We start from the raw sequence: 24,292 nt of genomic DNA on the forward strand, positions 1-24,292 counted from the left end.
TGACTGTTGGAACGGATTTATTTGGATCATGCTGCCACGTCGCCCGTGCATCCGGATGTGGCGGCCGGCATGGTCCATTGGATGACCGAACAGTTCGGCAACCCGTCAAGCATCCACTATTTCGGCCGGCAAAGCCGCCGCGCGGTTGACGAAGCGAGGGCAGCCGTCGCCCGCAGCCTCGGAGCGAAAGAAACGGAGATCGTGTTTACAAGCGGCGGCACGGAAGCGGATAACTTTGCGCTCATCGGAACGGCGATGGCCAACCGCAGCCGCGGCAGCCATATCATTACAACCGCCATCGAGCATCACGCTGTTTTGCGCGCTTGCGAATATCTAGAAAAACAAGGGTTTGACGTGACATATTTGCCGGTTGATGAACAGGGGATCGTGTCGGTTGATGACGTGAAAGCTGCGCTGCGCGATGAGACGATTTTAGTGTCGGTCATGTTCGCCAACAATGAAGTTGGCACAATCCAGCCGATCCGTGAAATCGGCGCGCTGCTTCGCGACCACCCGGCGTATTTTCATACCGATGCCGTTCAGGCGTACGGGCTTCTCCCAATCGATGTGAATGAATATGGGGTCGACTTGCTGTCGCTTTCAAGCCACAAAATTAACGGCCCAAAAGGAAGCGGGGCGCTGTACATTCGGGAGACGGTCCGCATCACGCCGCTGCTTTTCGGCGGTGAGCAAGAACGGAAACGGCGCGCCGGCACGGAAAACGTTCCCGGCATCATCGGCTTGGCGCAGGCGGCGGAAATCGCCGGGCGGACGAGGGAGGAAAAGCGCAAACAATACGCCGCCTGGCGCGAGGTGATGCTTGACATTTTCCGCTCGTCGGGCATTGACTACGTCGTGAACGGCAGCCAAGACGGCCTGCCGCATATTTTAAACGTTGCGTTTCCGGGAACGAACGTCGAATCGCTGCTCGTCAACTTGGATTTGGCCGGCATTGCTGCCTCAAGCGGCTCGGCGTGCACAGCCGGTTCGATCGACCCCTCTCACGTGCTTGTCGCTATGTGCGGAAGGCAGTCTGAGCGCATCCGATCGTCCGTCCGCTTCAGCTTCGGGCTCGGCAACACGAACGAGCAAATCGAGCGGGCTGCAGAAGAAACGGTCAAGATCGTCAAACGGCTCACAAACCGATGAGGGGGTGAAACCGCATGAACAAACCACCGCATGAAACGCGCGTGGTCGTCGGCATGTCCGGCGGCGTCGACTCGTCAGTCGCCGCGCTATTGTTAAAAGAACAAGGATATGATGTGATCGGCATTTTTATGAAAAACTGGGATGACACCGATGAAAACGGCGTTTGCACGGCGACGGAAGATTTCGAAGATGTCGTGCGCGTCTGCAACCAAATCGGCATCCCGTACTATGCAGTCAACTTTGAAAAGCAATATTGGGACAAAGTGTTTACGTATTTTTTGGACGAATACAAAGCTGGGCGTACCCCGAACCCGGACGTGATGTGCAATAAGGAAATTAAATTCAAGGCGTTTTTGGAGCACGCCATGTCGATCGGCGCCGATTATGTCGCGACCGGTCATTACGCCCGCGTCGAGTTTCGCAACGGCGAATATAAAATGCTGCGCGGGGCCGACCCGAACAAAGATCAAACGTACTTTTTAAACCAGCTTGGCCAAGCCCAGCTGTCAAACGTGATGTTCCCGATCGGCCACTTGCACAAAGCGGACGTGCGCCGGATCGCGAAAGAAGCCGGGCTTGCCACCGCCGGGAAAAAAGACAGCACCGGCATTTGCTTTATCGGTGAGCGCGATTTCAAAGCGTTTTTAAGCCACTACTTGCCGGCTCAGCCGGGGGTGATGAAAACGCTCGACGGCGAGGTAAAAGGGCGGCATGACGGGGTGATGTATTACACGATCGGCCAGCGCCACGGTCTTGGCATCGGCGGCAGCGGCGAACCATGGTTTGTCGTCGGCAAAGATGTGCGCGAAAACGTGCTTTATGTCGCCCAAGGGTTTGACAACGAATATTTGTACTCCACGTCGTTAAAGGCGGTCAATGTCAACTGGGTGTCCGACCGCAAACCGGAAGCGCCGTTCCGCTGCACAGCGAAGTTCCGCTACCGCCAGCCGGATCTCGGCGTCACGGTTCATCCGCTTGCGGACGGCAAGGCGGAAGTCATCTTCGATGCGCCGGCGCGGGCGGTGACACCGGGTCAGGCGGTTGTCTTTTACAACGGTGACGAATGCCTCGGCGGCGGCACGATTGATGAAGTGTTCCGTGATGGTGAAAAGCTTTGGTATGTCGGTTGATTGTACGGATAGAAAAAGCCTCAACCCGGCCTCGGGTTGGGGTATTTTTTGCAATTGCTCGAAAAAAACGAACATATGTGCTAAACTAGAAACGGGAGGGATGAGCGGTGGCCAATCTGAATGAACGAGGGTTGGCGCATATGCGCGCCGGAGAGTACGAAGAAGCGCTTCGTTGCTTTTCTGAAGCAGTGAATGAGCGTCCTGATGATCCGGCCGGTTATATTAACATCGGCACCGTTCTTGCCGCTGCCGGCGAAGAAGAGAAGGCGCTTGAATGCTTCCGGCAGGCGCTTATGCTTGACGAACGGGCGGCGGCCTTTTACGGCATCGGCACGGTGTACTACAAGCGCGAGCAGTTCGCCCAAGCGAAAGACATGTTTGAACGGGCGCTTGCGCTCGGATTGGCTGATGCCGATACGCACTTTATGCTCGGGATGTCGTTATGGCGGCTTGAGATGCCGCGCCTCGCGCTGCCTTACTTGCAGCGGGCGGCTGAACTGGACGAAGGGGATGCTGAAGCGCTTTTTCAGCTTGGTCTTTGCCTTGCCACCCTCGATTATGTCGATGAGGCGAAACGGTATTTCGAAAAAACGTTGGAACACAATCCGCGCCATGCGGATGCGTATTACAATTTAGGCGTTATTTATGCGTACAAAGATGATCCGGCCGCTGCCCGCGATTTATTTGCTGCCGCTTTGGATGCCAATCCGGATCACGTGCTCGCTGGGTACGGAAAGAAACTGATGGAAAAGCGGCTTGCGCCGTAAAAGGCAGGGGATGACTGTTGCAAGAGCAGCAATCGCTCGCGCTCGATGGACGCACGTTTATGAAAGGAACGTGTTTGGCCGTCATTTTCCATAACGAAGAAACGTTATATACGGTCGTCCGCATCCGTGTCGAAGAAACAAATGAAGCGGCTGCGGAGGAGGAAGTGGTCGTCACCGGTTATTTTCCTCGTTTAAATGAGGGGGACGTGTACGTTTTTTATGGGCAGTTCCGCCAGCATCCGCGCTTTGGCCGCCAATATGCGGCCGAGCAGTTCCGCAAACAGCTTCCAAACACGAAAGAAGGAGTTATCCATTATTTGTCAAGCGGCTTGTTTAAAGGAATCGGAAAAAAGACGGCGGCAGCGATTGTGGAGGCGCTCGGCGAAAACGCGATCGCCACGATTTTGCGCGATCCGGAGGCGCTTAGGCGCGTGCCGAAGCTGACGAAGCAAAAAGCGAAGCAATTGTATGAAACGCTTTGCGCCCACGAAGGGCTCGAGCAGACGATGATCGCCCTCGCCCAGCTCGGCTTCGGTCCGCAGCTGGCGATGAAAATTTACCAAGTATACGGCGAAGAGACGATGGACATCATTCATGAAAACCCGTACCAGCTCGTCGAAGACATTGAAGGGATCGGCTTTGGCCGCGCCGATGAGCTTGGGCGGCAGCTCGGCATTTCCGGCAGCCACCCGGCCCGGCTGCGCGCCGCCTGCCTGTTTGTCCTTGAGCAGGCATGCCTGCAAGAAGGGCACGTCTATATGAAAGAGGAAGAGCTCATCGGCCGCATGGCGGAGCTGCTTGGCGGAAGGGAAAACGGAGCGGTCGATGGACAAGCCATCGGGCAGACGCTCCTCATGTTAAGCGAAGAAGGGAAGATGATCATGGAGCAAAGCCGCTGTTATCTTCCCTCGCTTTACTTCGCCGAAAAAGGGATCGCTTCAAACATTCAGCGGCTGCTTAGGCAAACGCCGCCGTCGGCGTTTGCCGAGTCGGAGTTTTTGCTTGCGCTCGGGGCGCTTGAGGAGCGGCTCGGGATGCAATACGCGCCCCAGCAAAAAGAGGCAATCCAACAGGCCCTTTCTTCGCCGCTCTTTATTTTGACCGGCGGTCCGGGAACCGGAAAAACAACGGTCATTAAAGGCATCGTCGAACTGTTTGCCGCCTTACACGGCCTGTCGCTCGACCCTGCCGATTACAAAAACGATGAACCGTTTCCCGTGCTGCTCGCCGCTCCGACCGGACGGGCGGCAAAGCGGATGAGCGAGGCGACCGGGCTGCCGGCGGCAACGATTCACCGGCTGCTTGGCTGGAATGGAGTGGAAGGATTCAGCCGCGATGAAAATGAGCCGATTGCCGGCAAGCTGCTTGTCGTCGATGAAGTGTCGATGGTCGATACGTGGTTGGCCAATCAGCTGTTAAAAGCCGTGCCTGACGGAATGCAAGTCATCTTCGTTGGCGACGAGGATCAGCTGCCATCGGTCGGCCCCGGGCAAGTGTTGAAAGATTTGCTTGAGTCGGGCGTCGTTCCATCGGTCAAACTGACCGAGGTGTACCGCCAAGCGGAAGGATCATCGATCATCGAGCTCGCCCATGCGATGAAGCGCGGCGTCGTGCCGGCCGACTTGACCGCCCCGAAGGCGGATCGTTCGTTCATTCGTTGCCGCGCCGGACAAGTGGCTGATGTTGTGCGGCAAATTGCTGACAACGCGCGCAACAAAGGGTTTTCCGTCAAGGACATTCAAGTGCTCGCTCCGATGTACCGCGGCCCGGCCGGCATCGATCAGCTGAACAAAGTGCTGCAGGGGCTGTTTAACCCGCCGGCTGACGGGAAACGGGAGCTTTCCGTCGGCGACGTTGTGTACCGCGTCGGCGATAAAGTGCTCCAGCTCGTCAACCAGCCGGAAGACAATGTGTTTAACGGCGATATCGGCGAAGTCGTTGCCATTTTTTACGCCAAAGAAAATACGGAAAAGCAAGACTTGCTTGTTGTCTCGTTTGACGGCGTTGAAGTGACATACACAAGGCAAGATTTAGCGCAAATTACCCATGCGTATTGCTGCTCGGTCCATAAAGCGCAAGGGAGCGAGTTTCCAATCGTCATTTTGCCTGTTGTCAAAAGCTACTACCGGATGTTGAAGCGGAATTTGTTGTATACGGCGGTGACAAGAAGCAAGCAGTTTCTTATTTTATGCGGTGAAGAAGAAGCGTTCCGGTTGGGCGTTGCCCAACGCGGCGACGGAGCGCGCCGGACAGCGCTCGCCGAAAAGTTGGCGGCTGCGTCGTTTGTTGAGGGGGAACTGCCGCTTGAGGATGCGAATACCGGGATGGAAAACGTTACGCCGTATGACTTTATGGGCGATGAGCCAAGCTAAAAGTGGCTGGAAAGGTGGGAGAATGATGCGGACGTTTTCCGACGTCAAAGGGCTTCCCATTTATGAACAGACAACAGGGAAAGCGGTCGGGACGATCGCCGACATTTGGTTTACCAGCCATGGCACGGTCAAAGGGTTTGTCGCGGAACGGAGAGGTCTATTTGGCCGCCGCCGCTACTTGCCGCTTTCGGCTGTGCAATCGTTGCAAAATGACCGGGTCATCATTCGTGATGCTGGCAGCTTCCAGCCGTTCCCCTCGCTTGATGGCGGCCACTCTCTCTTCGGTGAACGCGGCATTGCCGGCAGCCTGGTTGTCGCCGCAGACGGAACGACGATCGGCTTGCTCGACGATGTATATTTTGACGGGCAATTGGGCAAAATTGACGGATACGAGATTAGTGAGGGATTTTTTTCCGATTTGACCGAAGGAAAGAAACGAATGGAGGCAGCTCCGTTCACCGCCAAAGAAGGCGTCGTCACGGTTGAAACAATGAGGTAAGGAGAGTGGCTGTCGATGCTCATTTGCCCGAATTGCAAACGAAAAAATTTGGGGAAGATCGGCGTCAACCAATATTACTGCTGGGATTGCTTTATTGAGCTGTCCGTCTCCAAAGGAATGATTCACGCCCATCAAGTGGAAGAGGATGGGACGCTAAGCTCCCTCGATGACTTGTTTGACGACCATGAGCGCACGATCCAATTTTAGGAGGGACGAGCATGAATCGGACGATGACTTCGCTGTTGGCAGTCGGGTTAGGCGTCGCTGCTTATCAGCTGGCCCAGCGCAACAATTGGACGAACGGCCGCACGATGCGGAGAATGCGCCGCCGCTTGATGCAGGCGATCCGTTAAAGCCGTTGCCGCTTCCCGCCCGCGCGGCGGGGGCGGCTTGCTTTTTTGTGAAATAGTGGAAGAGATAACGGGAGCATATTTCCAACTTCATCTCCTACACTAAACGGTAGGAGGTGTGGCGATGGGCGAGCAGCAATGGCTGTCATTTTTGCGCATTGGAAAGTGGCTGTTAGTTACCGCAATCGTGTATTTAATCGTTCGGATGAAAGACGTTTGGTGGCCGGTCGTCGATTTTGTTGCCACCGCCTTAGCCCCGTTTTTGCTGGCGGCGTTTATTACTTATTTGTTGCATCCGCTTGTTGAGTATCTTCACGGCAAGGGGATGCCGCGGGCGCTTGCCATTTTGCTCATTTATTTGTTGTTTTTCGGTTCGGTCGGCTACGGCCTTTACCGCGGCATGCCGGTTTTGATCGCCCAGCTGCGCGAACTGGATGAACGGTTGCCATCATTGATGAATACATATCGGCAGTGGGCGCGCCACATCCACGATGAAACGTCGACGTGGCCGATGGAGGTGCATACGCGCATTGAGGCGATGTTTATGCAGCTTGAGGAGGCGGCTGCGAGGGCGGTCACGATGGCGATCAACGCGGCCAAATCATTGATCGGTTCGGCGGCGACGGTTCTTCTCATCCCGTTTATCGTGTTTTATATGCTAAAAGATATCGATGTGCTGAAAAAAGCGGTTTGGTATATGACCCCAAAGCGGTGGCGAGAACCGGGGATGGCGTTTTTAAAAGACGTTGACGAGTCGCTTGGCGGCTATATTCGCGGTCAGCTGTTCGTCTGTGCGGCCATCGGTTCGGCGGCGTCGCTCGGCCTTTGGCTCGCCGGCATGGACTATCCGCTCTTGCTCGGGTTTGTGATCGGACTGACGAACATCATTCCGTATTTCGGCCCGTTGATCGGCGCTATTCCAGCCGCCATTTTGGCAGCGACCATTTCGCTTAAAATGGTGATCATCGTGCTCGCCATTATTTTTGCCTTGCAGTTTTTAGAAGGAAACGTCTTGTCACCGCTGATTGTCGGCAAAAGTGTGCATATGCATCCGCTTGTCATTATGCTTGCGCTGTTTGCCGGCGGCGAACTTGCGGGTGTGCCCGGCCTCATTCTCGCCGTCCCGACCGCGGCGGTGCTGAAAGTAGCCATTGCGCATTGGAAAGAGCATTATGCCCCGCATTGACAAACGGGCGCGGCTTGTCTATAATCTTTCAATGAAAAAGCGAATACATAACGCGATGACGGATCGAGTATGTTGCAGTCCATCTTAACGCGCTTTAGCGCACAGAGAGGAATTTCCGCGGCTGAAAGAAATTCCAGATGAAGGGCAACAGAAGGCTAATCCGGAGCGCAGGCAAAACCTGACGCAAGGCTGCGTTACAGCCAAAGAGGTGATGGGCGCTTTTTGCCCATAAACAGGGTGGTACCGCGAGCACAACTCTCGTCCCTGCCAGGGGATGGGAGTTTTTTTATATAAAAAACAAAAGGGGAGGATCATCATGAAAAAATTAACATCTGCCGAAGTGCGGCGCATGTTTTTGCAGTTTTTCCAAGAAAAAGGCCATGAAGTCGAGCCGAGCGCCTCGCTTATTCCGGTCGACGACCCATCGCTGTTATGGATCAACAGCGGCGTCGCGACGCTGAAAAAATATTTTGACGGCCGCATCATCCCGGACAACCCGCGCATTTGCAATGCGCAAAAATCGATCCGCACAAACGACATTGAAAATGTCGGGAAAACGGCGCGCCATCATACGTTTTTTGAAATGCTCGGCAACTTTTCGATCGGCGATTACTTTAAGCGCGAAGCGATCCATTGGGCGTGGGAGTTTTTAACGAGCGAAAAGTGGATCGGCTTTGATCCGGAGCGGCTGTCGGTCACCGTTCACCCGGAAGACGAAGAGGCGTACGACATTTGGCATAACGAAATCGGCTTGCCAAAAGAGCGGATCATTCGCCTCGAAGGGAACTTCTGGGATATTGGCGAAGGCCCAAGCGGCCCGAACACGGAAATTTTTTACGACCGCGGCGAGGCGTTCGGAAACGACCCGAACGATCCGGAGCTGTATCCGGGCGGGGAAAACGAGCGTTACTTGGAAGTGTGGAATCTCGTCTTTTCTCAATTCAATCATAATCCGGACGGCACGTACACGCCGCTGCCGAAGAAAAACATCGATACCGGCATGGGTTTAGAGCGGATGTGCTCGATTTTGCAAGATGTGCCGACAAACTTTGAAACCGACTTGTTCATGCCGATCATCCGCGCCACCGAACAAATTGCTGGCGAGCGGTATGGCGAGGATTCGGACAAGGACGTCGCCTTTAAAGTGATCGCCGACCATATTCGCGCCGTGACGTTTGCGATTGGCGACGGGGCGCTGCCGTCGAACGAAGGCCGCGGCTATGTATTGCGCCGCCTGCTCCGCCGCGCTGTGCGCTACGCGAAACAAATCGGCATTGAGCGTCCGTTTATGTACGAGCTCGTTCCGGTTGTCGGCGAAATTATGCACGATTACTACCCGGAAGTAAAAGAAAAAGCTGACTTTATTCAGCGGGTGATCCGCAATGAGGAAGAACGGTTCCATGAAACGCTTCACGAAGGGCTCGCCATTTTGGCGGAAGTAATCGAAAAGGCGAAAGCGCAAGGAAGCGACGTCATTCCTGGAGAAGATGTGTTCCGCTTGTACGACACGTACGGATTCCCAGTCGAGCTGACGGAAGAATATGCTGCTGAAGCCGGTATGTCGGTTGACCACGCCGGTTTTGAGCGCGAGATGGAGCGCCAGCGCGAACGGGCCCGCGCCGCCCGCCAAGACGTCGATTCGATGCAAGTGCAAGGCGGGGTGCTCGGCGACATTAAAGATGAAAGCCGTTTTGTCGGCTACGATGAACTCGTCGTTTCCTCGACGGTCATGACCATCATTAAAGACGGGAAGCTCGTCGATGAAGTCGGGGCTGGCGAAGAGGCGCAAATCATTGTCGATGTCACGCCGTTTTACGCCGAAAGCGGCGGGCAGATCGCCGACCAGGGTACGTTTGCAGGCGAAGCGGGAACAGCGGTCGTCAAAGACGTACAGAAAGCGCCAAACGGCCAGCATCTTCATTCGATTGTCGTCGAGCGCGGCACGGTGAAAAGAGGCGCCCGCTACACAGCGCGCGTCGACGAAGCGAAGCGGGCGCAAATTGTGAAAAACCATACGGCGACCCACTTGCTTCATCAAGCGTTAAAAGATGTGCTCGGCCGTCATGTCAACCAGGCCGGATCGCTCGTCGCCCCGGATCGGTTGCGCTTTGACTTCACTCATTTCGGACAAGTGAAGCCTGATGAGCTCGAGCGCATCGAGGCGATCGTCAATGAACAAATTTGGAAGAGCCTTCCGGTCGACATCTTTTACAAGCCGCTCGAAGAAGCAAAAGCGATGGGTGCGATGGCGCTGTTTGGCGAAAAATACGGCGACATCGTCCGCGTCGTTAAAGTTGGCGACTACAGCTTGGAGCTGTGCGGCGGCTGCCATGTGCCGAATACTGCCGCCATCGGGTTATTTAAAATCGTCTCCGAGTCAGGCATAGGCGCCGGCACGCGCCGGATTGAGGCGGTGACCGGGGAGGCGGCGTACCGCTTTATGAGCGAACAGCTTGCGTTGTTGCAAGAAGCGGCGCAAAAGCTGAAAACGAGCCCGAGGGAGCTGAATGCGCGCCTTGATGGGCTGTTTGCCGAACTGCGCCAACTGCAGCGTGAAAACGAGTCGCTCGCCGCTCGTCTCGCCCATATGGAAGCAGAACATCTCGCCCGTCAAGTGAAAGATGTGGGCGGCGTGCCGGTGTTGGCGGCGAAAGTGCAGGCGAACGACATGAACCAATTGCGGGCGATGGCTGATGACTTGAAGCAAAAATTAGGCACGGCGGTCATCGTGTTGGCGGCGGTGCAAGGCGGCAAAGTCCAATTGATTGCCGCGGTGACCGATGACTTAGTGAAAAAAGGATACCACGCCGGCAAGCTCGTTAAAGAAGTGGCTTCCCGCTGTGGCGGCGGAGGAGGCGGGCGCCCGGATATGGCGCAGGCCGGAGGAAAGGACGCGAACAAAGTCGGCGAAGCGCTTGATTATGTCGAAACGTGGGTCAAATCCATTTCCTAAATGGGCGCGAATCGTGTACAATGGATGTAAGATGACGGGATGCCCGAATAAAGAGCGAGGTGGAAACGGTGAGCTCGTTTGACCAAACGATGCAGTTTCATTTCCCGGAGGAGCCGGCCGAAACGAACGTTCGCGAGGTGTTGTTGACGGTATATGACGCCCTGCAAGAAAAAGGCTACAACCCGATCAACCAAATTGTCGGTTATTTGTTGTCCGGCGACCCGGCTTACATCCCGCGCCATAACGATGCGCGCACACTCATCCGCAAAATCGAGCGCGACGAATTAATCGAGGAACTGGTGAAATTCTATTTACAGGGGCAACGAAAGGATTAACCGATGCGAACGCTAGGACTAGATCTCGGAACGAAAACGCTCGGGGTGGCCGTCAGCGATGAACTCGGCTGGACGGCGCAAGGCTTGGAGACGATCGCCATCGATGAGGAGCACGGCAACTATGGTTTAGAGCGGCTGCGCGCCATCATCGAGGAGTATGGCGTCGATGCGATCGTTGTCGGATGGCCGAAAAACATGAACGGCACGCTCGGGCCGCGCGCCGAGGCGAGCGAGCGGTTTGCCGCCAGGCTGCGCGAGGAATTTTCTTTGCCGGTCGTGCTTTGGGATGAACGGCTGTCGACGATGGCTGCCGAGCGGATGTTGATCGCTGCCGATGTGAGCCGGAAAAAGCGGCGGAAAGTGATCGACAAAATGGCGGCGGCCGTCATTTTGCAATCGTACTTGGACAGTAAACGGTGAATGGGAGGAAGCGTCAATGGAACATGGAGATCGTCATATTACCGTTGTCGATGAACACGGCAACGAGCAGCTGTGTGAAATTTTGTTTACGTTTGAATCGGATGATTTCGGCAAATCGTACGTGTTTTACTATCCGGTCGGCGCCGAGGCCGAAGACGAAGACGGTGAGACGGAAGTGCACGTTTCTGCCTTTATCCCCGGCGATGAGAATGAGGAAGGGGAACTGCTTCCGATTGAGACGGAAGAAGAATGGGATATGATCGAAGAAGTGTGGAATACGTTTTGCGCCGAACAAGAGGAAGGCGAAGCGTAACGAACGAAGCGGCTGCCTAGAGGCGGCTGCTTTTTCTGTGAAAATGCGCATATTTTGAGTGACCATTTTCACGCTTAGATGGAGGAACGTTGTTTAGGAACCTTTTCGATGAAAATGCCGAACTGGCGCCGATTTTCATCCCCAGGTGGAGGGCAGATCGCGCTGCCCATAGATCTTTTCGATGAAAATGCAGACACTTTGAGCCGCCTTTTTATGTCTGGGTTCAGGGCAAAACGTTGCTCATAAACGTTTTCGATTGAATTATGCGTGCGTCTTGGGCGATCCTTTTGATTCCTAAGAGGCGAAAAAGCGTTGCCTGTAGCATCTTTTCAGTGAATGGATTGAGCGGCCGGGTTCCGCATCGCTGGGAGCAGGTGTATTTCTTATCGTTAAAGGGCGAAAAATGAAGAAATTTGTAGTATAATATGACCGATGAAAGGAGGCTGAAGATGGAACAGAGCGATTTTCAGGCGCCTAAGGCACGGCTTGTGCGAAAAATCGTCTTGATCGTTTGCGCCGTCTTGCTGGCAGCGATCGTCATCGCCGGCGCCAGCGGTTTCCTATACATCCGCTCCGCGTTCGAGCCGGTCGATCCGGACGACCGCACCCCGGTTCATGTCTCCGTTCCGGTCGGTTCATCGGTGGCGGATATTGCCGAACAACTCGAACAAAAGCGGCTTATTAAAAGCGCGGCTGTTTTCCGCTACTACGTCCGTTGGAAAAACGAGTCCGGCTTTCAAGCCGGGGAGTATGAGCTGACGCGGGCGATGCCGATGACGCGCATCATCGAGCTGTTACAAACCGGGAAGTCGCTGAAAATCGGATTAAAGTTGACGATCCCCGAAGGGTCACAGCTTGTGCAAATCGCCGACATCATCGCCGCGAAAACGGGGTACAAGCGAGAAGAGACTATGAAGCTGCTCAACGATCGCGCGTACATTGAACAGCTAAGGAAAACATATCCGGACTTATTAGCAAGCGACATTTTTCATAAAAACATCCGCTATCCGCTTGAAGGCTACTTGTTTCCGGCCACCTACGTGTTTGCCGACAAAAAGCCGCCGCTTACGGAGATCATTGAAGCGATGGTCGCCAAAACGGCGGCGGTGCTTGATATGTACAAGGACGCGATGAAGGAAAAACAACTGTCGCCGCATCGTCTATTGACGATGGCGTCATTAATAGAGGAAGAGGCGACTGAAAAAGCCGATCGCGAGAAAATTGCCAGCGTGTTTTACAACCGGCTGCGCCTTGACATGCCGCTGCAAACCGATCCGACGGTCTTATACGCGCTCGGCAAGCATAAAGAGCGTGTCTTTTACAAAGACTTGAAAGTTGATTCGCCGTACAATACGTACATTCATAAAGGGCTGCCGCCGGGACCGATTGCCAATGCCGGCGAGATGTCGATCAAAGCGGCGCTCAAGCCGGCGGCAACCGACTATTTATACTTTTTGGCCACGCCGGCCGGCGACGTCATTTTTACAAAGACGCTGGCGGAGCATAACCGGGAAAAAGCGAAGCATATTGGGAAACAATAGAGCAAAACGGAAGTTGCTGGCCGATCGGGCCAAACGGCTTCGCTTTTTCGCCTTTTTATGATAGTATAGATAAAGTTGAACAGGCTGACGATAAGAGTCCGTTTGCGGCTCTTATTTTTCATGTTGATGAAGCGTAAACCTTTGGGCCGCCCTCCGGCTCCAGGCAGGCGCTTTTCACTCTGTTGATGGCGAGGAGGAATCCCCTTGCTTGCAAAAGACGTCGTTCATTATTTGCAGCAGCTGCGCCCAGCGCCGGATCCGGATATCGCAGAAATGGAGCGGTACGCGCATGAACATCGCGTGCCGATTATGGATCCGGTGAGCATGGAAGTGCTGCTGTTCGTGTTGAAAACTGCCAAACCGCGCCGCATTTTGGAAATCGGCACAGCGATCGGCTATTCGGCGATCCGGATGGCGAAAGCGCTGCCGGAGGCGCGCATTGTGACGATTGAAAAAGACCGGGAGCGGTACGAACGCGCCCGTTTTTATATCGGAAAGACAAACACCGGGCGGCAAATCGAGACGGTCTTCGGCGATGCACTCGCAGTGGGGGCGGACGTGGCCGCCGCTGCGCCGTTCGATGCGCTGTTTATCGACGCCGCCAAAGGGCAATACGAGCGCTTTTTTACGCTTTATGAACCGTTTCTCGCTGAAGGCGGCCTCATCATCAGCGACAACGTGCTGTTTAAAGGGCTTGTCGCCGCCGAAACGCCCGCGGACAATAAGCGGCTTTGGAACATCGCGCAAAAAATTCGCCGCTATAATGAGTGGCTGATGGCCCGGAGCGATTATGACACGGTCATCATTCCGGTCGGCGATGGGCTCGCTATATCGAAAAAACGAGGTGAACGAGAATGAAAAAACCGGAATTGCTCGTCACGCCGACGAGTGTTTCCCATATTGATGAACTGGCGGAAGCCGGAGCGGACGCCATCATTGTCGGCGAACAGCGCTATGGCTTGCGGCTCGCCGGGGAGTTTTCCCGCGCCGATGTCGCCGCGGCCGTCGAAGCGGCCCACCGGCACGGCATGAACGTGTATGTGGCGATGAACGCCATTTTTCATAATGACAAAGTGGACGAGCTCGCTGATTACGTCGCTTTTGTCGCCGGCGTAGGAGCGGACGCGATCGTTTTTGGCGACCCAGCTGTTTTGCTGACGGTGCGAGAAACCGCTCCACATATGAAGCTCCATTGGAGCACGGAAACGACAGCGACAAACTGGTACACGTGCAACTACTGGGGGCGAAAAGGGGCGAAACGCGCCGTCTTGGCGCGCGAGCTGAACATGGACGCCATTTTGGAAATCAAAGCCCATGCTGAAGTGGAAATTGAAGTGCAAGTGCATGGCATGACGTGCATGTATCAGTCGAAGCGTTCGCTGATTGGCAACTATTTTGAGTATCAAGGAAAAGTGATGGAAATCGAACGGAAAAAGTACGAAAAAGGGATGTTCCTGTACGACAAGGAGCGCGACTATAAATACCCGATTTTTGAAGACGAAAACGGCACGCACATTATGAGCCCAAACGATCTTTGCATCATTGACGAGCTCGGTGACATGATCGATGCCGGCATTGACAGCTTTAAAATCGACGGCATTTTGCATGAACCGCACTACATCACGGAAGTGACGAAGCTGTACCGCCGCGCCATCGATGTATGCGCTGATGACCGTGAGCGATACGAGAGGGAGAAAGACGATTTGCTCGCTGCAGTTGAAGCGCTCCAGCCGCCGCACCGCCGGATGGACACCGGATTTTTCTTCAAAGAGACGATTTATTGAAAAAGGAGGGAAACGGCATGTTGCTGAAAAATGATCGCATTTCCGAGATCGTTGACGGCAAGCGCGTTATCGTGAAAAAGCCGGAGTTGCTGGCGCCGGCCGGCAACTTGGAAAAGCTGAAAATCGCCGTCCACTACGGGGCGGACGCCGTCTTTATCGGCGGCCAAGAATACAGCTTGCGCGCGAATGCTGACAACTTTACGATCGAGGAAATTCGTGAAGGTGTTGAATTTGCCAACCAGTATGGGGCAAAGGTGTATGTAACGGCCAACATTTACGCTCATAACGAAAACATTCCCGGCCTTGACGACTATTTGCGGGCGCTAGAGGGGGCCGGCGTTCACGGCATTATCGTCGCCGACCCGCTCATCATCGAAACGGCGCGCCGGGTGGCGCCGAAGCTTGAAGTGCATTTAAGCACGCAACAGTCGCTCGCCAACTGGAAAGCGGTCCAGTTTTGGAAAGAGGAAGGGCTCGAGCGGGTCGTGCTCGCCCGTGAAGTGAGCGCAGAAGAAATCCGGCAGATCAAAGAGAAAGTCGATATTGAAATCGAAGCGTTCATCCATGGGGCGATGTGCTCTGCCTACTCCGGCCGCTGCGTATTGAGCAATCATATGACGGCGCGTGATTCAAACCGCGGCGGGTGCTGTCAGTCATGCCGCTGGGATTACGATTTATACCAGCTGTCTGACGGCCGCGAAATTCCTCTGTTTTCAGAAGGCGACGCCCCGTTTGCCATGAGCGCGAAAGACTTGAACTTGATCCGCGCCATTCCGGCGATGATTGAACTTGGCGTCGACAGCTTGAAAATTGAAGGGCGGATGAAATCGATCCATTACGTGGCGACGGTTGTCAGCGTCTACCGGAAAGTGATCGATGCCTACTGCGCCGATCCCGACCATTTCACGATCCGTGAAGAGTGGGTGCGCGAGCTCGACAAATGCGCCAACCGTGAAACGGCTTCGTCGTTTTTTGAAGGCTTTCCTGACTACACAAACCATATGTATGGCACGCACAGCCGAAAAACGACGCATGAGTTTGCCGGCTTGGTGCTTGATTACGACCGGGAGACGGGCATCGCCACCATCCAGCAGCGCAACCATTTCCGCCCCGGCGATGAAGTGGAATTTTTCGGCCCAGAAATTGAAAACTTTACCCAAGTGATCGACAACATTTGGGATGAAGACGGCAACGAGCTCGATGCGGCGCGCCATCCGCTGCAAATCGTCAAGTTCAAAGTCAAGCGCCCCCTCTTCCCGTACAACATGATGAGAAAGGAGAATTAAGATGGCAAAGAAGCCCGTTGTCATCGGCGTTGCTGGCGGCTCCGGTTCGGGGAAGACGAGCGTCGCCCGCGCGATTTACGACCATTTCGGCGACCGCTCGATTCTTGTCTTGGAGCAAGACTTTTATTACAAAGACCAAAGCCATCTTCCGTTTGAAGAGCGGCTGAAAACGAATTACGACCATCCGCTGGCGTTTGACAACGACTTATTGATCGAGCACGTCCATCAACTGCTTCGTTATGAGCCGATCGACAAGCCGGTGTACGACTACACCTTGCATACCCGCTCGAATCAAGTCATCCGCGTTGAGCCGAAAGATGTCATTATTTTGGAAGGCATTCTCGTTTTAGAAGATGAGCGGCTCCGCAATTTAATGGATATTAAAGTGTATGTCGACACCGATCCAGACATCCGCATCATCCGCCGCCTCATCCGTGACATTAAAGAGCGCGGCCGCACGTTTGATTCGGTCATTGACCAATATTTATCGGTCGTTCGGCCGATGCACAACCAGTTTGTCGAACCGACGAAGCGCTACGCGGACGTGATCATTCCGGAAGGCGGGCAAAACGTCGTCGCCATCGATTTAATGGTGGCAAAAATTCGCACAGTTCTTGAACAAAAATCGGTTTTATAATAACATAACAGAGACAAAACAATATATTATATAACAAGTAAGCGTACGAACAGTTGTTTTTCTGTTCGTACGTTTTACATAATGAAGAACATAGAGGAGTGAGATGAATGGCGAATGAAAAGCAGTACCCGATGACGAAAGAGGGAAAAGAGAAACTGGAACAAGAACTCGAGTATTTAAAAACCGTGAAACGGAAGGAAGTTGTCGAACGTATTAAAATTGCACGGGGGTTCGGTGACTTATCGGAAAACTCGGAATATGATGCGGCCAAAGATGAGCAGGCGTTTGTCGAATCGCGCATTCAAATGCTTGAAAACATGATCCGCAACGCCGTCATCATTGAAGAAGACAAAGAAAATCCAGACGTCGTCTCGCTCGGCAAGTCGGTGACGTTCATTGAGCTTCCGGACGGCGAGGAAGAGACGTATACGATTGTCGGCAGCGCCGAGGCCGACCCGTTTGAAGGAAAAATTTCCAACGATTCGCCGATCGCCAAATCGCTGATCGGTCGCCGCGTCGGCGATGAAGTGACCGTACAAACGCCGGGCGGGGAAATGCTGGTGAAAATTGTCGCGGTCAAATAAGCGCTGTTTGGCTCGTTTATGAAATGGGAGGCCGTGCAAACAACGCGAAAAAATCGCGGCCATTGGCACGTTTCAAATGAAAACACCTCGTCGAAACTGATGATGAGGTGTTTTCTTTATGTGGAAAAAACGGACGATCGCTATGCTGGCGCTTATTCAAGCCGGCCTGCTGCTGCTCGTCGGACGGCTGGCGCAGCTTCAGCTCATTGACACAGAATCGTTTGCCAATCATAATTTAATTGCCGAAAGCGTCGCTCAGCGCACACAAGAATTGATGATCGATGATGGCCGCGGGTCGTTCGTCGACCGAAACGGCAAGCCGCTCACCAAACGGTACGTGCCTTCGCTTGTATTGTTCCCGTTTTTAAACACGATGAAATGGCCGATTGAACAAATCGCCCGCATCACAGGCGTCGCCGAAGAAGAGATCCGCCGCCAGCTCGAACGGGCGAACGGGCCGTTCGTCTTAGAGCAAGATGGTGAGCCGCTCGCTTTAAGCGCGAACCAGATGAAACAAATCAACGATTTGCGCATCCCGGGCGTTTTTGCCGTCAATAAACAATATGCGCTCGAGACGGTGTACGCCCCGCATGTGATCGGCTTTACCCGCCCGGACCGCGAGCTCTTGCGCGCGCGCTACCCGAAACGGCCGCTCCCGCCGCAGGCTGAAGCCGGCATTCAAGGGCTCGAAAAGGCGTTTGACGAATTTTTGCTCGCCGAAGGGGAGACGAAGCTGCTTTATCACGTCGACGCGGAAGGACGGCCGCTGTTTGGGCTTGATGTCAAGTATAACGACCCGGGCAACCCGTTTTATCCGGTGACTGTCCAAACGACACTTGACCGTGACATACAGCAAGAGATGGAGCGGATTGTGGATCGGTACGGGCTGAAAAAAGGCGGCCTTGTTTTGCTTGATATTGACACAAACAGCGTGCTTGCTCTAGTCAGCCGTCCGAATATGGATCCGCGCGATCCGTACAAAAACCGCGGGGCGGAAAACCAAATGGTGCTGCCGCAAATTCCCGGCTCCATCTTTAAGACCGTGATCGCGGCGGCGGCGCTCGATGAAGGGCTTGCCTCGTTTGGGACGACATTTGACTGCAGCAAAAAAATTGATGGCACAACCCGCGATGAGGAGCACGATTACGGCACGCTCGATTTAGCCGACAGTTTTGCCGTCAGCTGCAACAATGCCTTCGCCACCCTCGGCAAGGAGCTGATCAGACATGACCTTGACGCGTTCGAGACGTATGCCGAAAAGCTCGGACTGTATCCGACGGCCGGTTGGGAAGGAGCGGTGTATCATGAAGAGCATTTTCGTCAGTTTCCGGAAGAGCGAAAAGGAACGATTTGGCACGATCGGCGCGACAAGCGGGTGCCGCTCGCTGTGGCGCAAACGGCGATCGGGCAAAAAGATGTGCGCGTCTCGCCGCTTGGCGTCGCCAACATGATGGCGACGATCGCCCGCGGCGGCGAAGCGCTCAAAGTGCGGGCCGTCGATCAAGTGCTCTATAAAAACGGCACGACGCTGTTTTCCTTTCCGTCCGAACCGGTGACGGACAAGGAGCCGCTCGCGCCAGAAACGGCAGAGCAGCTGCAGCAGCTCTTGCGCGGTGTCGTCACGAAAGAAGACGGAACCGGGCGCCGCTTCCGCTCGCTGCCGTATGCGGTCGCCGGCAAATCGGGAACGGCCGAGACAGGAAAAACGGACGGCGGCGGCGAATTGATTAATAAATGGTTTGCCGGTTATTTCCCGGCTGACCGCCCGAAATACGCCCTTGCCGTCGTCGAGCTTGACCGCCCGAGCGGGCGCACGGTGACGAATGACGTATTTGCCGCTGCCGTCGAGGCGCTTTACGCTTACGACAAAAACGAGCAAACATAACGAACCCATATAGGGAACCCGCTTTTTCAGCAGGAAAATCGCATAAAAAGGGGGAGGAGACTGTGCCGCAAACAGGGACGCGCTTTGCCGCCCGCGCCAAGCAGCGGAAAATCAACCGCTGGCTGAACGGGGCGATCGCCATTGTCGTATTGCTCATTGTCATTGTAGCTTGGAATTTGCTGTTTGACGGCCAGCCAAGCCGCGAGAAAGCTGATGGTGGGGCAAAAACAGCCGCAAACAGCGCGAAGCGAGTGGAAGTGGAAACGGCGGCGCCGGCCGAAACGGAGGAGCCGCCGCAAGCGGACGAGGCAGCCTCCGCCGAGGAGGAAGGGAAGGCCGGGGTGACGGAAACGCCGGGTCCACCGGGGTCGAACATTGAAAAAGAAATCGTCAACCCGGCATGGCAGCCGATCGGCACGACGCAATCAGAGCCGCACGAAACGGTGTTTAAGAAAGACTCGGTCGACTGGAAAGAAATGCTCGATGCAGTCAGCTATGCGACCGGCATTGCTCCGGAAGAGATGATCGTTTGGTTTATCGGCAACAACGGGCCGAACAAAGCGGTCGCCACGATTTCGACGAAGGATCAAACCGCCCATTACAAAGTGTATATTGAATGGGTGACGAACGAAGGCTGGAAGCCGACAAAGGTGCAAAAACTGAAGCAAAAGCCGTAACGCGGTTGGAAAGTATGGCTTCAGTCGGCGGGGGAACGAAAAGGTGCGAAGCGCATTTGGACGTGGCGCAAAGCAGGTGCCCGAAAGTGTATGGGCACCTGTTATTTTTTCGCTTTGAAATGGACGACCGCACTGTAAAACCGCTTTCCGTTTTCCATGACGTGCATTTGGTGCGACACATGATGGACGGAAAGCAGCAGCGCTTTATTATGTTCAATTTGCTCGTTAATTTTTTTCTCGAGCGTCCGTAAATCATCCGCTTCAAAAAACTCCACTTTGTCTTCGATTAAATCAAGAGAAATGTTGACCATCGTTTTGCCTCCTTTCAACGCCAGTGTAGCAAATTTTCCCGCCCTCATCCACCGGGGCATGAGGGGAAACAATATAAATGACGACAAGCATGATCGTTGAACAAAGGAAAAACATATGCTACATTGAGAGCAGGTTATCACTCAAAGCATACTATGTTTATAGGAATTATAAACTTTACGAGGTGCAACTACATGGGCAGGGAATTTCTCGATTTGTTCGAGCAATGGGCGGAATCGTACGACCAATCGGTCGAAGGTGATGATGAACAATACCGCGACGTGTTTGCCGGCTATGACCGCATTTTAAGCACGGTCGCCGATAAAGCGGGCCAAGTGGTGCTCGAATTTGGCGTTGGCACCGGCAATTTAACGAAAAAGCTGCTCGAGCGCGGAAAAACGGTGTACGGGATTGAACCATCAGCGCCGATGCGCAAAAAAGCGGCGGAAAAGCTCGGCGGGCAGGCGGTCATTATGGACGGCGACTTTTTGCAATTTCCGCCGCCGCCCGAACCGATCGACACGATCACCAGCACGTATGCGTTCCACCATTTGACTGATGCCGAAAAAGACAAGGCGATCGCCAAATATAGTCAACTGCTCCACTCAGGTGGTAAAATAGTGTTTGCTGATACGGCGTTTCGTGACAAAGAAGCGTTCCGCCAGGCGGTCGAAGCTGCCCGGGCGCGCGGGTTCCATGATTTGGCCGATGATTTGGAACGCGAATATTACACGACGCTCGACGTATTGGCCTCACTGTTTGCCAACCATGGCTTTTCCGTCTCCTTTACGCAGCAAAACGCGTTCGTCTGGCTGATGGAGGCGGTAAAACAAACGACATAGAAAGAGGGAGAACGATGAAAGCAGCCATTATTGGAGCAATGGAAGAGGAAGTGGCCATTTTGCGCTCGCGCATGGACGGGCGTGAAGAAGTGGTGATCGCCGGGTGCGAGTTTTCCATCGGGCGCCTTGACGGCGTCGAAGCGGTGTTGCTGAAGTCCGGCATCGGCAAGGTGAACGCGGCGATGGGAACGACGCTTCTGCTTGACCGGTTCCGTCCCGATGTTGTGATTAACACCGGCTCGGCCGGCGGGTTTTTGCCATCGTTGCGTGTCGGTGACCTTGTGATTTCCGATGAAGTCGTCCATCATGATGTCGATGTGACGGCGTTTGGTTATGCGTACGGGCAAGTGCCCGGTCTGCCGGCGCGCTATCGGGCCGACGAGACGCTTGTTGAGGCAGCGAAACAAGCGGCGGCCCGGCTTGACGGCCTCCAAGCGGCAGTTGGCCTCATCGCGACCGGCGATTCGTTTATGAACGATCCGAAGCGCGTCGAATTTGTGCGCGGCCAGTTTCCGGAGCTGTGCGCCGTCGAAATGGAAGCGGCGGCGATCGCCCAAGTGTGCGTGCAGTTCGAAACGCCGTTTGTCATCATCCGGGCGCTGTCCGACATTGCCGGCGAAGAGTCGGACGTATCGTTTGAACAGTTTTTAGAGACGGCGGCAAAACACTCGGCTGAGCTTGTGTTGTCGATGCTGGCGGTCGTGCAAAAGCAAGGCTAAGCAGCGAAAGCGTAAAAGCACTGCCGTTCCGCCGCCAAATGGACGTGAAGAAACGGAGTGACACCTATGCGGGTAGCAAAGAGCATCCATGAGCTGATCGGCCATACACCGGTCGTCGAAGTTACGCGCTTTCCCTTGCCGGAAGGGGTCCGGCTGTTCGCGAAGCTCGAGTATTTCAATCCGGGCGGAAGCATTAAAGACCGGCTCGGGCAGGAACTGTTGCGCGAAGCGTTCGAATCGGGGAAACTGAAAGAAGGCGGTACGATCATCGAGCCGACGGCCGGCAACACCGGCATTGGCTTGGCGCTGGCGGCGATCGGAAAAAACATCAACGTCATTTTTTGCGTGCCGGAAAAATTCAGCATCGAAAAGCAGCAGCTGATGAAAGCGCTCGGGGCGCAAATTGTCCATACACCGACCGAAGAGGGGATGGAAGGGGCGGTCCGCAAAGCCGAAGAGCTCGCCCGCACGATCCCGGGGGCGTATTGCCCGCAGCAGTTTCAAAATCCGGCCAACCCGCGGACGTACTATAAGACGCTCGGCCCGGAGCTGTGGGACGATTTGGACGGGCAGATTGACGTCTTTGTTGCCGGCGCCGGTTCCGGCGGCACGTTTATGGGGACGGCGGCGTTTTTAAAAGAAAAAAACCCGGCCATCAAAACGGTGATCGTCGAACCGGAAGGCTCGATTTTAGGCGGCGGCGAGCCCGGCCCGCACAGGACGGAAGGGATCGGCATGGAATTTTTGCCGCCGTTTATGGATCCGGGTTACTTTGACGCCATCTACACGATCCGCGACGACGATGCGTTCCGCCGTGTGAGCGAGCTGGCGCGGCAAGAAGGGCTTTTGGTCGGCAGCTCGTCCGGTGCTGCGTTCCATGCCGCCTTGCTTGAGGCCGAGAAGGCGAAGCCGGGAACGAACATCGTCGTCATTTTCCCCGACGGCAGCGAGCGGTACTTAAGCAAAAACATTTACGAAGGTGGAGGATCCTCATGAGACGAAAAACGCTGCTCATCCATGGCGGCATTCCGGGTGACCCGCATACAGGGGCGGTATCGGTTCCGATTTATCAAGTGAGCACATACAAGCAAGAAAAAGTTGGAAAACATAAAGGATTTGAATACTCGCGCACCGGCAACCCGACGCGCGCCGCGCTTGAAAAACTGATTGCTGACCTTGAAGGCGGCGAGGCCGGGTTTGCGTTCGCTTCCGGAATGGCGGCGATTACCGCCGTCATGATGCTGTTTGACAGCGGCGACCATATTGTGCTCACCGATGACGTTTACGGCGGCACGTATCGAGTGATGGCGAACGTATTCAACCGGTTCGGACTCGAAGCAACGTTCGTCGATACGAGCGACATTGCCAACATCGAGGCGCACATTCGCCCGAATACGAAAGCCATTTACATTGAAACGCCGACCAATCCGCTTTTGAAAATTACTGACCTGCAAGCAGCGGCCGCCATCGCCCGTGCGCACGGGCTGCGATTGATCGTCGATAACACGTTTTCGACACCGTACTTTCAAACGCCGCTTGAGCTTGGCGCTGATATCGTGATCCATAGCGCGACGAAATATTTAGGCGGCCACAGCGACGTTGTCGCCGGCTTGGCGGTCGTCCGCACCGCCGAACTCGCTGAGCGGCTTCATTACGTGCAAAATGCAACGGGCGGCATCCTTGGGCCGCAAGACTCGTGGCTGCTCATGCGCGGGATCAAAACGCTTGGCGTGCGGATGGAAGAGCATGAACAAAACGCGCGGGCGATTGCTGCCTTTTTGGCCGAGCATCAGGCGGTGACGCGCGTGTATTACCCCGGGCTTCCGGAGCATCCGAACCATGAGCTGGCGAAAAAACAAATGCGCGGATTCGGCGGCATGATTTCGTTTGATGTCGGCAGCCTTGAACGCGCCGAAACGGTGCTGTCGCGCGTTCGCTTCTTTACGCTCGCCGAAAGTTTAGGAGCGGTCGAAAGCTTAATTTCGCTGCCGGGGAAAATGACACATGCGTCGATCCCGAAAGAGCGGCGCGAACAGCTTGGCATTACCGATGGGCTCATCCGTTTATCGATCGGCCTTGAAGACGTCAACGATTTGCTTGACGATTTGGCGCAAGCGCTTGGCTGAAATTGCCGCTCCTCCTTTTCCGCCCTTTATGGTACAGTGGGGGCGAGAGGAGGGACCGGCAGTGACTGAACGACAACGGAACGAGCTGCGCGCGAAGGCGGGCGACTTCAAGACATACAGCCTTGTTTTGTTCGCGCTCGGTGCGTTTTTCTATTTAGGTACGATCATCCCGGGAGCGCTTGAGACAGCGAAAAAACCGTTCGCTTTGCTGGCCGTTTCCGGCTGTTTGGCGGCGGCGTTGTACTGCTCGCGCCGCGCCGCCCGTTATGCTTGTCAGCTTGAAGAAGAAGAGAACCCGTTCGAACCGTAAACCGCCTTTTTGCCGAAAGGCGGTTTTTTATTGCCGATGTCGGCGTTTAGAGGGAATCAGGCTTTTTGCTTATTTTGTAAAAAATTGTTTACAATAGAATGAATTTTGGATATAATTA

Annotated in this window: 26 protein-coding genes and 1 other annotated feature; of the genes, 25 read left to right on the forward strand and 1 reads right to left on the reverse strand. The window is 54.6% G+C overall.

Annotated features, from left to right (window positions below; genetic code table 11):
* Positions 1-6 precede the first annotated feature (6 nt).
* The 20 genes from B9L21_RS03160 to B9L21_RS03255 all read left to right on the forward strand — a co-directional run bounded on the left by B9L21_RS03160 (position 7) and on the right by B9L21_RS03255 (position 19,868).
* Positions 7-1,149: a cysteine desulfurase family protein gene (locus B9L21_RS03160; protein WP_063165176.1), complete on the forward strand. Its 1,143-nt coding sequence runs from the start codon at positions 7-9 to the stop codon at positions 1,147-1,149.
* Positions 1,150-1,163: 14 nt separating this feature from the next.
* On the forward strand, positions 1,164-2,279 hold the full coding sequence (gene mnmA, locus B9L21_RS03165) for a tRNA 2-thiouridine(34) synthase MnmA (RefSeq protein ID WP_063165177.1): 1,116 nt from the start codon (positions 1,164-1,166) through the stop codon (positions 2,277-2,279).
* 107 nt (positions 2,280-2,386) lie between these two features.
* Entirely contained in the window at positions 2,387-3,046 is a 660-nt protein-coding gene (locus B9L21_RS03170; RefSeq protein ID WP_063165178.1) for a tetratricopeptide repeat protein, read from the forward strand.
* A 17-nt stretch (positions 3,047-3,063) separates the two neighbouring features.
* Positions 3,064-5,418, forward strand: coding sequence for an ATP-dependent RecD-like DNA helicase (locus tag B9L21_RS03175; protein WP_063165179.1), 2,355 nt, complete (start codon positions 3,064-3,066; stop codon positions 5,416-5,418).
* 25 nt (positions 5,419-5,443) lie between these two features.
* Positions 5,444-5,917, forward strand: coding sequence for a PRC-barrel domain-containing protein (locus B9L21_RS03180; RefSeq protein ID WP_063165180.1), 474 nt, complete (start codon positions 5,444-5,446; stop codon positions 5,915-5,917).
* A 15-nt stretch (positions 5,918-5,932) separates the two neighbouring features.
* Complete coding sequence (locus B9L21_RS03185) at positions 5,933-6,124, forward strand: hypothetical protein (protein WP_008881018.1); 192 nt, start codon at positions 5,933-5,935, stop codon at positions 6,122-6,124.
* A gap of 11 nt (positions 6,125-6,135) precedes the next feature.
* On the forward strand, positions 6,136-6,270 hold the full coding sequence (locus B9L21_RS03190) for a YrzQ family protein (protein ID WP_081208394.1): 135 nt from the start codon (positions 6,136-6,138) through the stop codon (positions 6,268-6,270).
* A gap of 121 nt (positions 6,271-6,391) precedes the next feature.
* A complete protein-coding gene (locus B9L21_RS03195) occupies positions 6,392-7,453 on the forward strand; it encodes an AI-2E family transporter (RefSeq protein WP_063165181.1) in 1,062 nt (353 codons plus the stop codon).
* 46 nt (positions 7,454-7,499) lie between these two features.
* Positions 7,500-7,722 (forward strand) — a binding site (T-box leader).
* A gap of 47 nt (positions 7,723-7,769) precedes the next feature.
* Positions 7,770-10,406: an alanine--tRNA ligase gene (gene alaS, locus B9L21_RS03200; RefSeq protein WP_063165182.1), complete on the forward strand. Its 2,637-nt coding sequence runs from the start codon at positions 7,770-7,772 to the stop codon at positions 10,404-10,406.
* Positions 10,407-10,474: 68 nt separating this feature from the next.
* Positions 10,475-10,741, forward strand: a complete 267-nt coding sequence (locus B9L21_RS03205) for an IreB family regulatory phosphoprotein (RefSeq protein WP_063165183.1) — start codon at positions 10,475-10,477, stop codon at positions 10,739-10,741.
* 3 nt (positions 10,742-10,744) lie between these two features.
* A complete protein-coding gene (ruvX, locus tag B9L21_RS03210; RefSeq protein WP_063165184.1) occupies positions 10,745-11,161 on the forward strand; it encodes a Holliday junction resolvase RuvX in 417 nt (138 codons plus the stop codon).
* A gap of 16 nt (positions 11,162-11,177) precedes the next feature.
* Positions 11,178-11,474 (forward strand): DUF1292 domain-containing protein, encoded by a 297-nt coding sequence (locus tag B9L21_RS03215; protein ID WP_063165185.1) that lies wholly within the window; start codon positions 11,178-11,180, stop codon positions 11,472-11,474.
* 449 nt (positions 11,475-11,923) lie between these two features.
* Complete coding sequence (gene mltG, locus B9L21_RS03220; protein ID WP_063165186.1) at positions 11,924-13,015, forward strand: endolytic transglycosylase MltG; 1,092 nt, start codon at positions 11,924-11,926, stop codon at positions 13,013-13,015.
* A 204-nt stretch (positions 13,016-13,219) separates the two neighbouring features.
* Positions 13,220-13,873 (forward strand): O-methyltransferase, encoded by a 654-nt coding sequence (locus tag B9L21_RS03225; protein ID WP_063165187.1) that lies wholly within the window; start codon positions 13,220-13,222, stop codon positions 13,871-13,873.
* Complete coding sequence (locus B9L21_RS03230; protein ID WP_063165188.1) at positions 13,870-14,799, forward strand: peptidase U32 family protein; 930 nt, start codon at positions 13,870-13,872, stop codon at positions 14,797-14,799. Before B9L21_RS03225 ends, B9L21_RS03230 begins: the two co-directional genes overlap by 4 nt.
* A 17-nt stretch (positions 14,800-14,816) precedes the next feature.
* Entirely contained in the window at positions 14,817-16,085 is a 1,269-nt protein-coding gene (locus tag B9L21_RS03235) for a peptidase U32 family protein (protein ID WP_063165189.1), read from the forward strand.
* A gap of 1 nt (position 16,086) precedes the next feature.
* Complete coding sequence (gene udk, locus B9L21_RS03240; RefSeq protein WP_063165190.1) at positions 16,087-16,722, forward strand: uridine kinase; 636 nt, start codon at positions 16,087-16,089, stop codon at positions 16,720-16,722.
* 107 nt (positions 16,723-16,829) lie between these two features.
* On the forward strand, positions 16,830-17,306 hold the full coding sequence (gene greA / locus B9L21_RS03245) for a transcription elongation factor GreA (RefSeq protein WP_044730751.1): 477 nt from the start codon (positions 16,830-16,832) through the stop codon (positions 17,304-17,306).
* 118 nt (positions 17,307-17,424) lie between these two features.
* Positions 17,425-19,191, forward strand: coding sequence for a peptidoglycan D,D-transpeptidase FtsI family protein (locus B9L21_RS03250; RefSeq protein WP_063165191.1), 1,767 nt, complete (start codon positions 17,425-17,427; stop codon positions 19,189-19,191).
* 62 nt (positions 19,192-19,253) lie between these two features.
* On the forward strand, positions 19,254-19,868 hold the full coding sequence (locus B9L21_RS03255) for a YrrS family protein (RefSeq protein ID WP_063165192.1): 615 nt from the start codon (positions 19,254-19,256) through the stop codon (positions 19,866-19,868).
* Positions 19,869-19,969: 101 nt separating this feature from the next.
* On the opposite strand, the gene B9L21_RS03260 is transcribed toward B9L21_RS03255, so the two are convergent.
* Positions 19,970-20,179, reverse strand: coding sequence for a YrzA family protein (locus B9L21_RS03260; protein WP_063165193.1), 210 nt, complete (start codon positions 20,177-20,179; stop codon positions 19,970-19,972).
* A gap of 192 nt (positions 20,180-20,371) precedes the next feature.
* Between B9L21_RS03260 and B9L21_RS03265 the strand changes: the two genes are divergently transcribed.
* The 5 genes from B9L21_RS03265 to B9L21_RS03285 all read left to right on the forward strand — a co-directional run bounded on the left by B9L21_RS03265 (position 20,372) and on the right by B9L21_RS03285 (position 24,174).
* On the forward strand, positions 20,372-21,019 hold the full coding sequence (locus B9L21_RS03265) for a class I SAM-dependent methyltransferase (protein ID WP_063165194.1): 648 nt from the start codon (positions 20,372-20,374) through the stop codon (positions 21,017-21,019).
* A 14-nt stretch (positions 21,020-21,033) separates the two neighbouring features.
* A complete protein-coding gene (gene mtnN, locus B9L21_RS03270) occupies positions 21,034-21,738 on the forward strand; it encodes a 5'-methylthioadenosine/S-adenosylhomocysteine nucleosidase (protein WP_063165195.1) in 705 nt (234 codons plus the stop codon).
* Between the two features lie 66 nt (positions 21,739-21,804).
* Positions 21,805-22,734 carry a PLP-dependent cysteine synthase family protein gene (locus B9L21_RS03275; protein WP_063165196.1) on the forward strand — a complete coding sequence of 310 codons (930 nt, stop codon included), beginning with the start codon at positions 21,805-21,807 and terminating at the stop codon, positions 22,732-22,734.
* Complete coding sequence (locus B9L21_RS03280; RefSeq protein WP_063165197.1) at positions 22,731-23,864, forward strand: bifunctional cystathionine gamma-lyase/homocysteine desulfhydrase; 1,134 nt, start codon at positions 22,731-22,733, stop codon at positions 23,862-23,864. Before B9L21_RS03275 ends, B9L21_RS03280 begins: the two co-directional genes overlap by 4 nt.
* A gap of 61 nt (positions 23,865-23,925) precedes the next feature.
* Positions 23,926-24,174, forward strand: coding sequence for a YrhC family protein (locus B9L21_RS03285; RefSeq protein WP_063165198.1), 249 nt, complete (start codon positions 23,926-23,928; stop codon positions 24,172-24,174).
* The last annotated feature ends 118 nt before the right edge of the window (positions 24,175-24,292 follow it).

The sequence above is a fragment of the Geobacillus uzenensis genome, from assembly GCF_002217665.1.
Taxonomy (GTDB): Bacteria; Bacillota; Bacilli; order Bacillales; family Anoxybacillaceae; genus Geobacillus; species Geobacillus subterraneus.

What these genes read in the sequence shown, in the direction of transcription:
- mnmA (WP_063165177.1), top strand. Translation starts at nt 1,164, where the DNA reads ATGAACAAACCACCGCATGAAACGCGCGTGGTCGTCGGCATGTCCGGC.
- B9L21_RS03180 (WP_063165180.1), top strand. Translation starts at nt 5,444, where the DNA reads ATGCGGACGTTTTCCGACGTCAAAGGGCTTCCCATTTATGAACAGACA.
- B9L21_RS03185 (WP_008881018.1), top strand. Translation starts at nt 5,933, where the DNA reads ATGCTCATTTGCCCGAATTGCAAACGAAAAAATTTGGGGAAGATCGGC.
- B9L21_RS03190 (WP_081208394.1), top strand. Translation starts at nt 6,136, where the DNA reads ATGAATCGGACGATGACTTCGCTGTTGGCAGTCGGGTTAGGCGTCGCT.
- B9L21_RS03195 (WP_063165181.1), top strand. Translation starts at nt 6,392, where the DNA reads ATGGGCGAGCAGCAATGGCTGTCATTTTTGCGCATTGGAAAGTGGCTG.
- alaS (WP_063165182.1), top strand. Translation starts at nt 7,770, where the DNA reads ATGAAAAAATTAACATCTGCCGAAGTGCGGCGCATGTTTTTGCAGTTT.
- ruvX (WP_063165184.1), top strand. Translation starts at nt 10,745, where the DNA reads ATGCGAACGCTAGGACTAGATCTCGGAACGAAAACGCTCGGGGTGGCC.
- B9L21_RS03215 (WP_063165185.1), top strand. Translation starts at nt 11,178, where the DNA reads ATGGAACATGGAGATCGTCATATTACCGTTGTCGATGAACACGGCAAC.
- mltG (WP_063165186.1), top strand. Translation starts at nt 11,924, where the DNA reads ATGGAACAGAGCGATTTTCAGGCGCCTAAGGCACGGCTTGTGCGAAAA.
- B9L21_RS03230 (WP_063165188.1), top strand. Translation starts at nt 13,870, where the DNA reads ATGAAAAAACCGGAATTGCTCGTCACGCCGACGAGTGTTTCCCATATT.
- B9L21_RS03235 (WP_063165189.1), top strand. Translation starts at nt 14,817, where the DNA reads ATGTTGCTGAAAAATGATCGCATTTCCGAGATCGTTGACGGCAAGCGC.
- udk (WP_063165190.1), top strand. Translation starts at nt 16,087, where the DNA reads ATGGCAAAGAAGCCCGTTGTCATCGGCGTTGCTGGCGGCTCCGGTTCG.
- greA (WP_044730751.1), top strand. Translation starts at nt 16,830, where the DNA reads ATGGCGAATGAAAAGCAGTACCCGATGACGAAAGAGGGAAAAGAGAAA.
- B9L21_RS03250 (WP_063165191.1), top strand. Translation starts at nt 17,425, where the DNA reads ATGTGGAAAAAACGGACGATCGCTATGCTGGCGCTTATTCAAGCCGGC.
- B9L21_RS03260 (WP_063165193.1), bottom strand. Translation starts at nt 20,179, where the DNA reads ATGGTCAACATTTCTCTTGATTTAATCGAAGACAAAGTGGAGTTTTTT.
- B9L21_RS03265 (WP_063165194.1), top strand. Translation starts at nt 20,372, where the DNA reads ATGGGCAGGGAATTTCTCGATTTGTTCGAGCAATGGGCGGAATCGTAC.
- mtnN (WP_063165195.1), top strand. Translation starts at nt 21,034, where the DNA reads ATGAAAGCAGCCATTATTGGAGCAATGGAAGAGGAAGTGGCCATTTTG.
- B9L21_RS03275 (WP_063165196.1), top strand. Translation starts at nt 21,805, where the DNA reads ATGCGGGTAGCAAAGAGCATCCATGAGCTGATCGGCCATACACCGGTC.
- B9L21_RS03280 (WP_063165197.1), top strand. Translation starts at nt 22,731, where the DNA reads ATGAGACGAAAAACGCTGCTCATCCATGGCGGCATTCCGGGTGACCCG.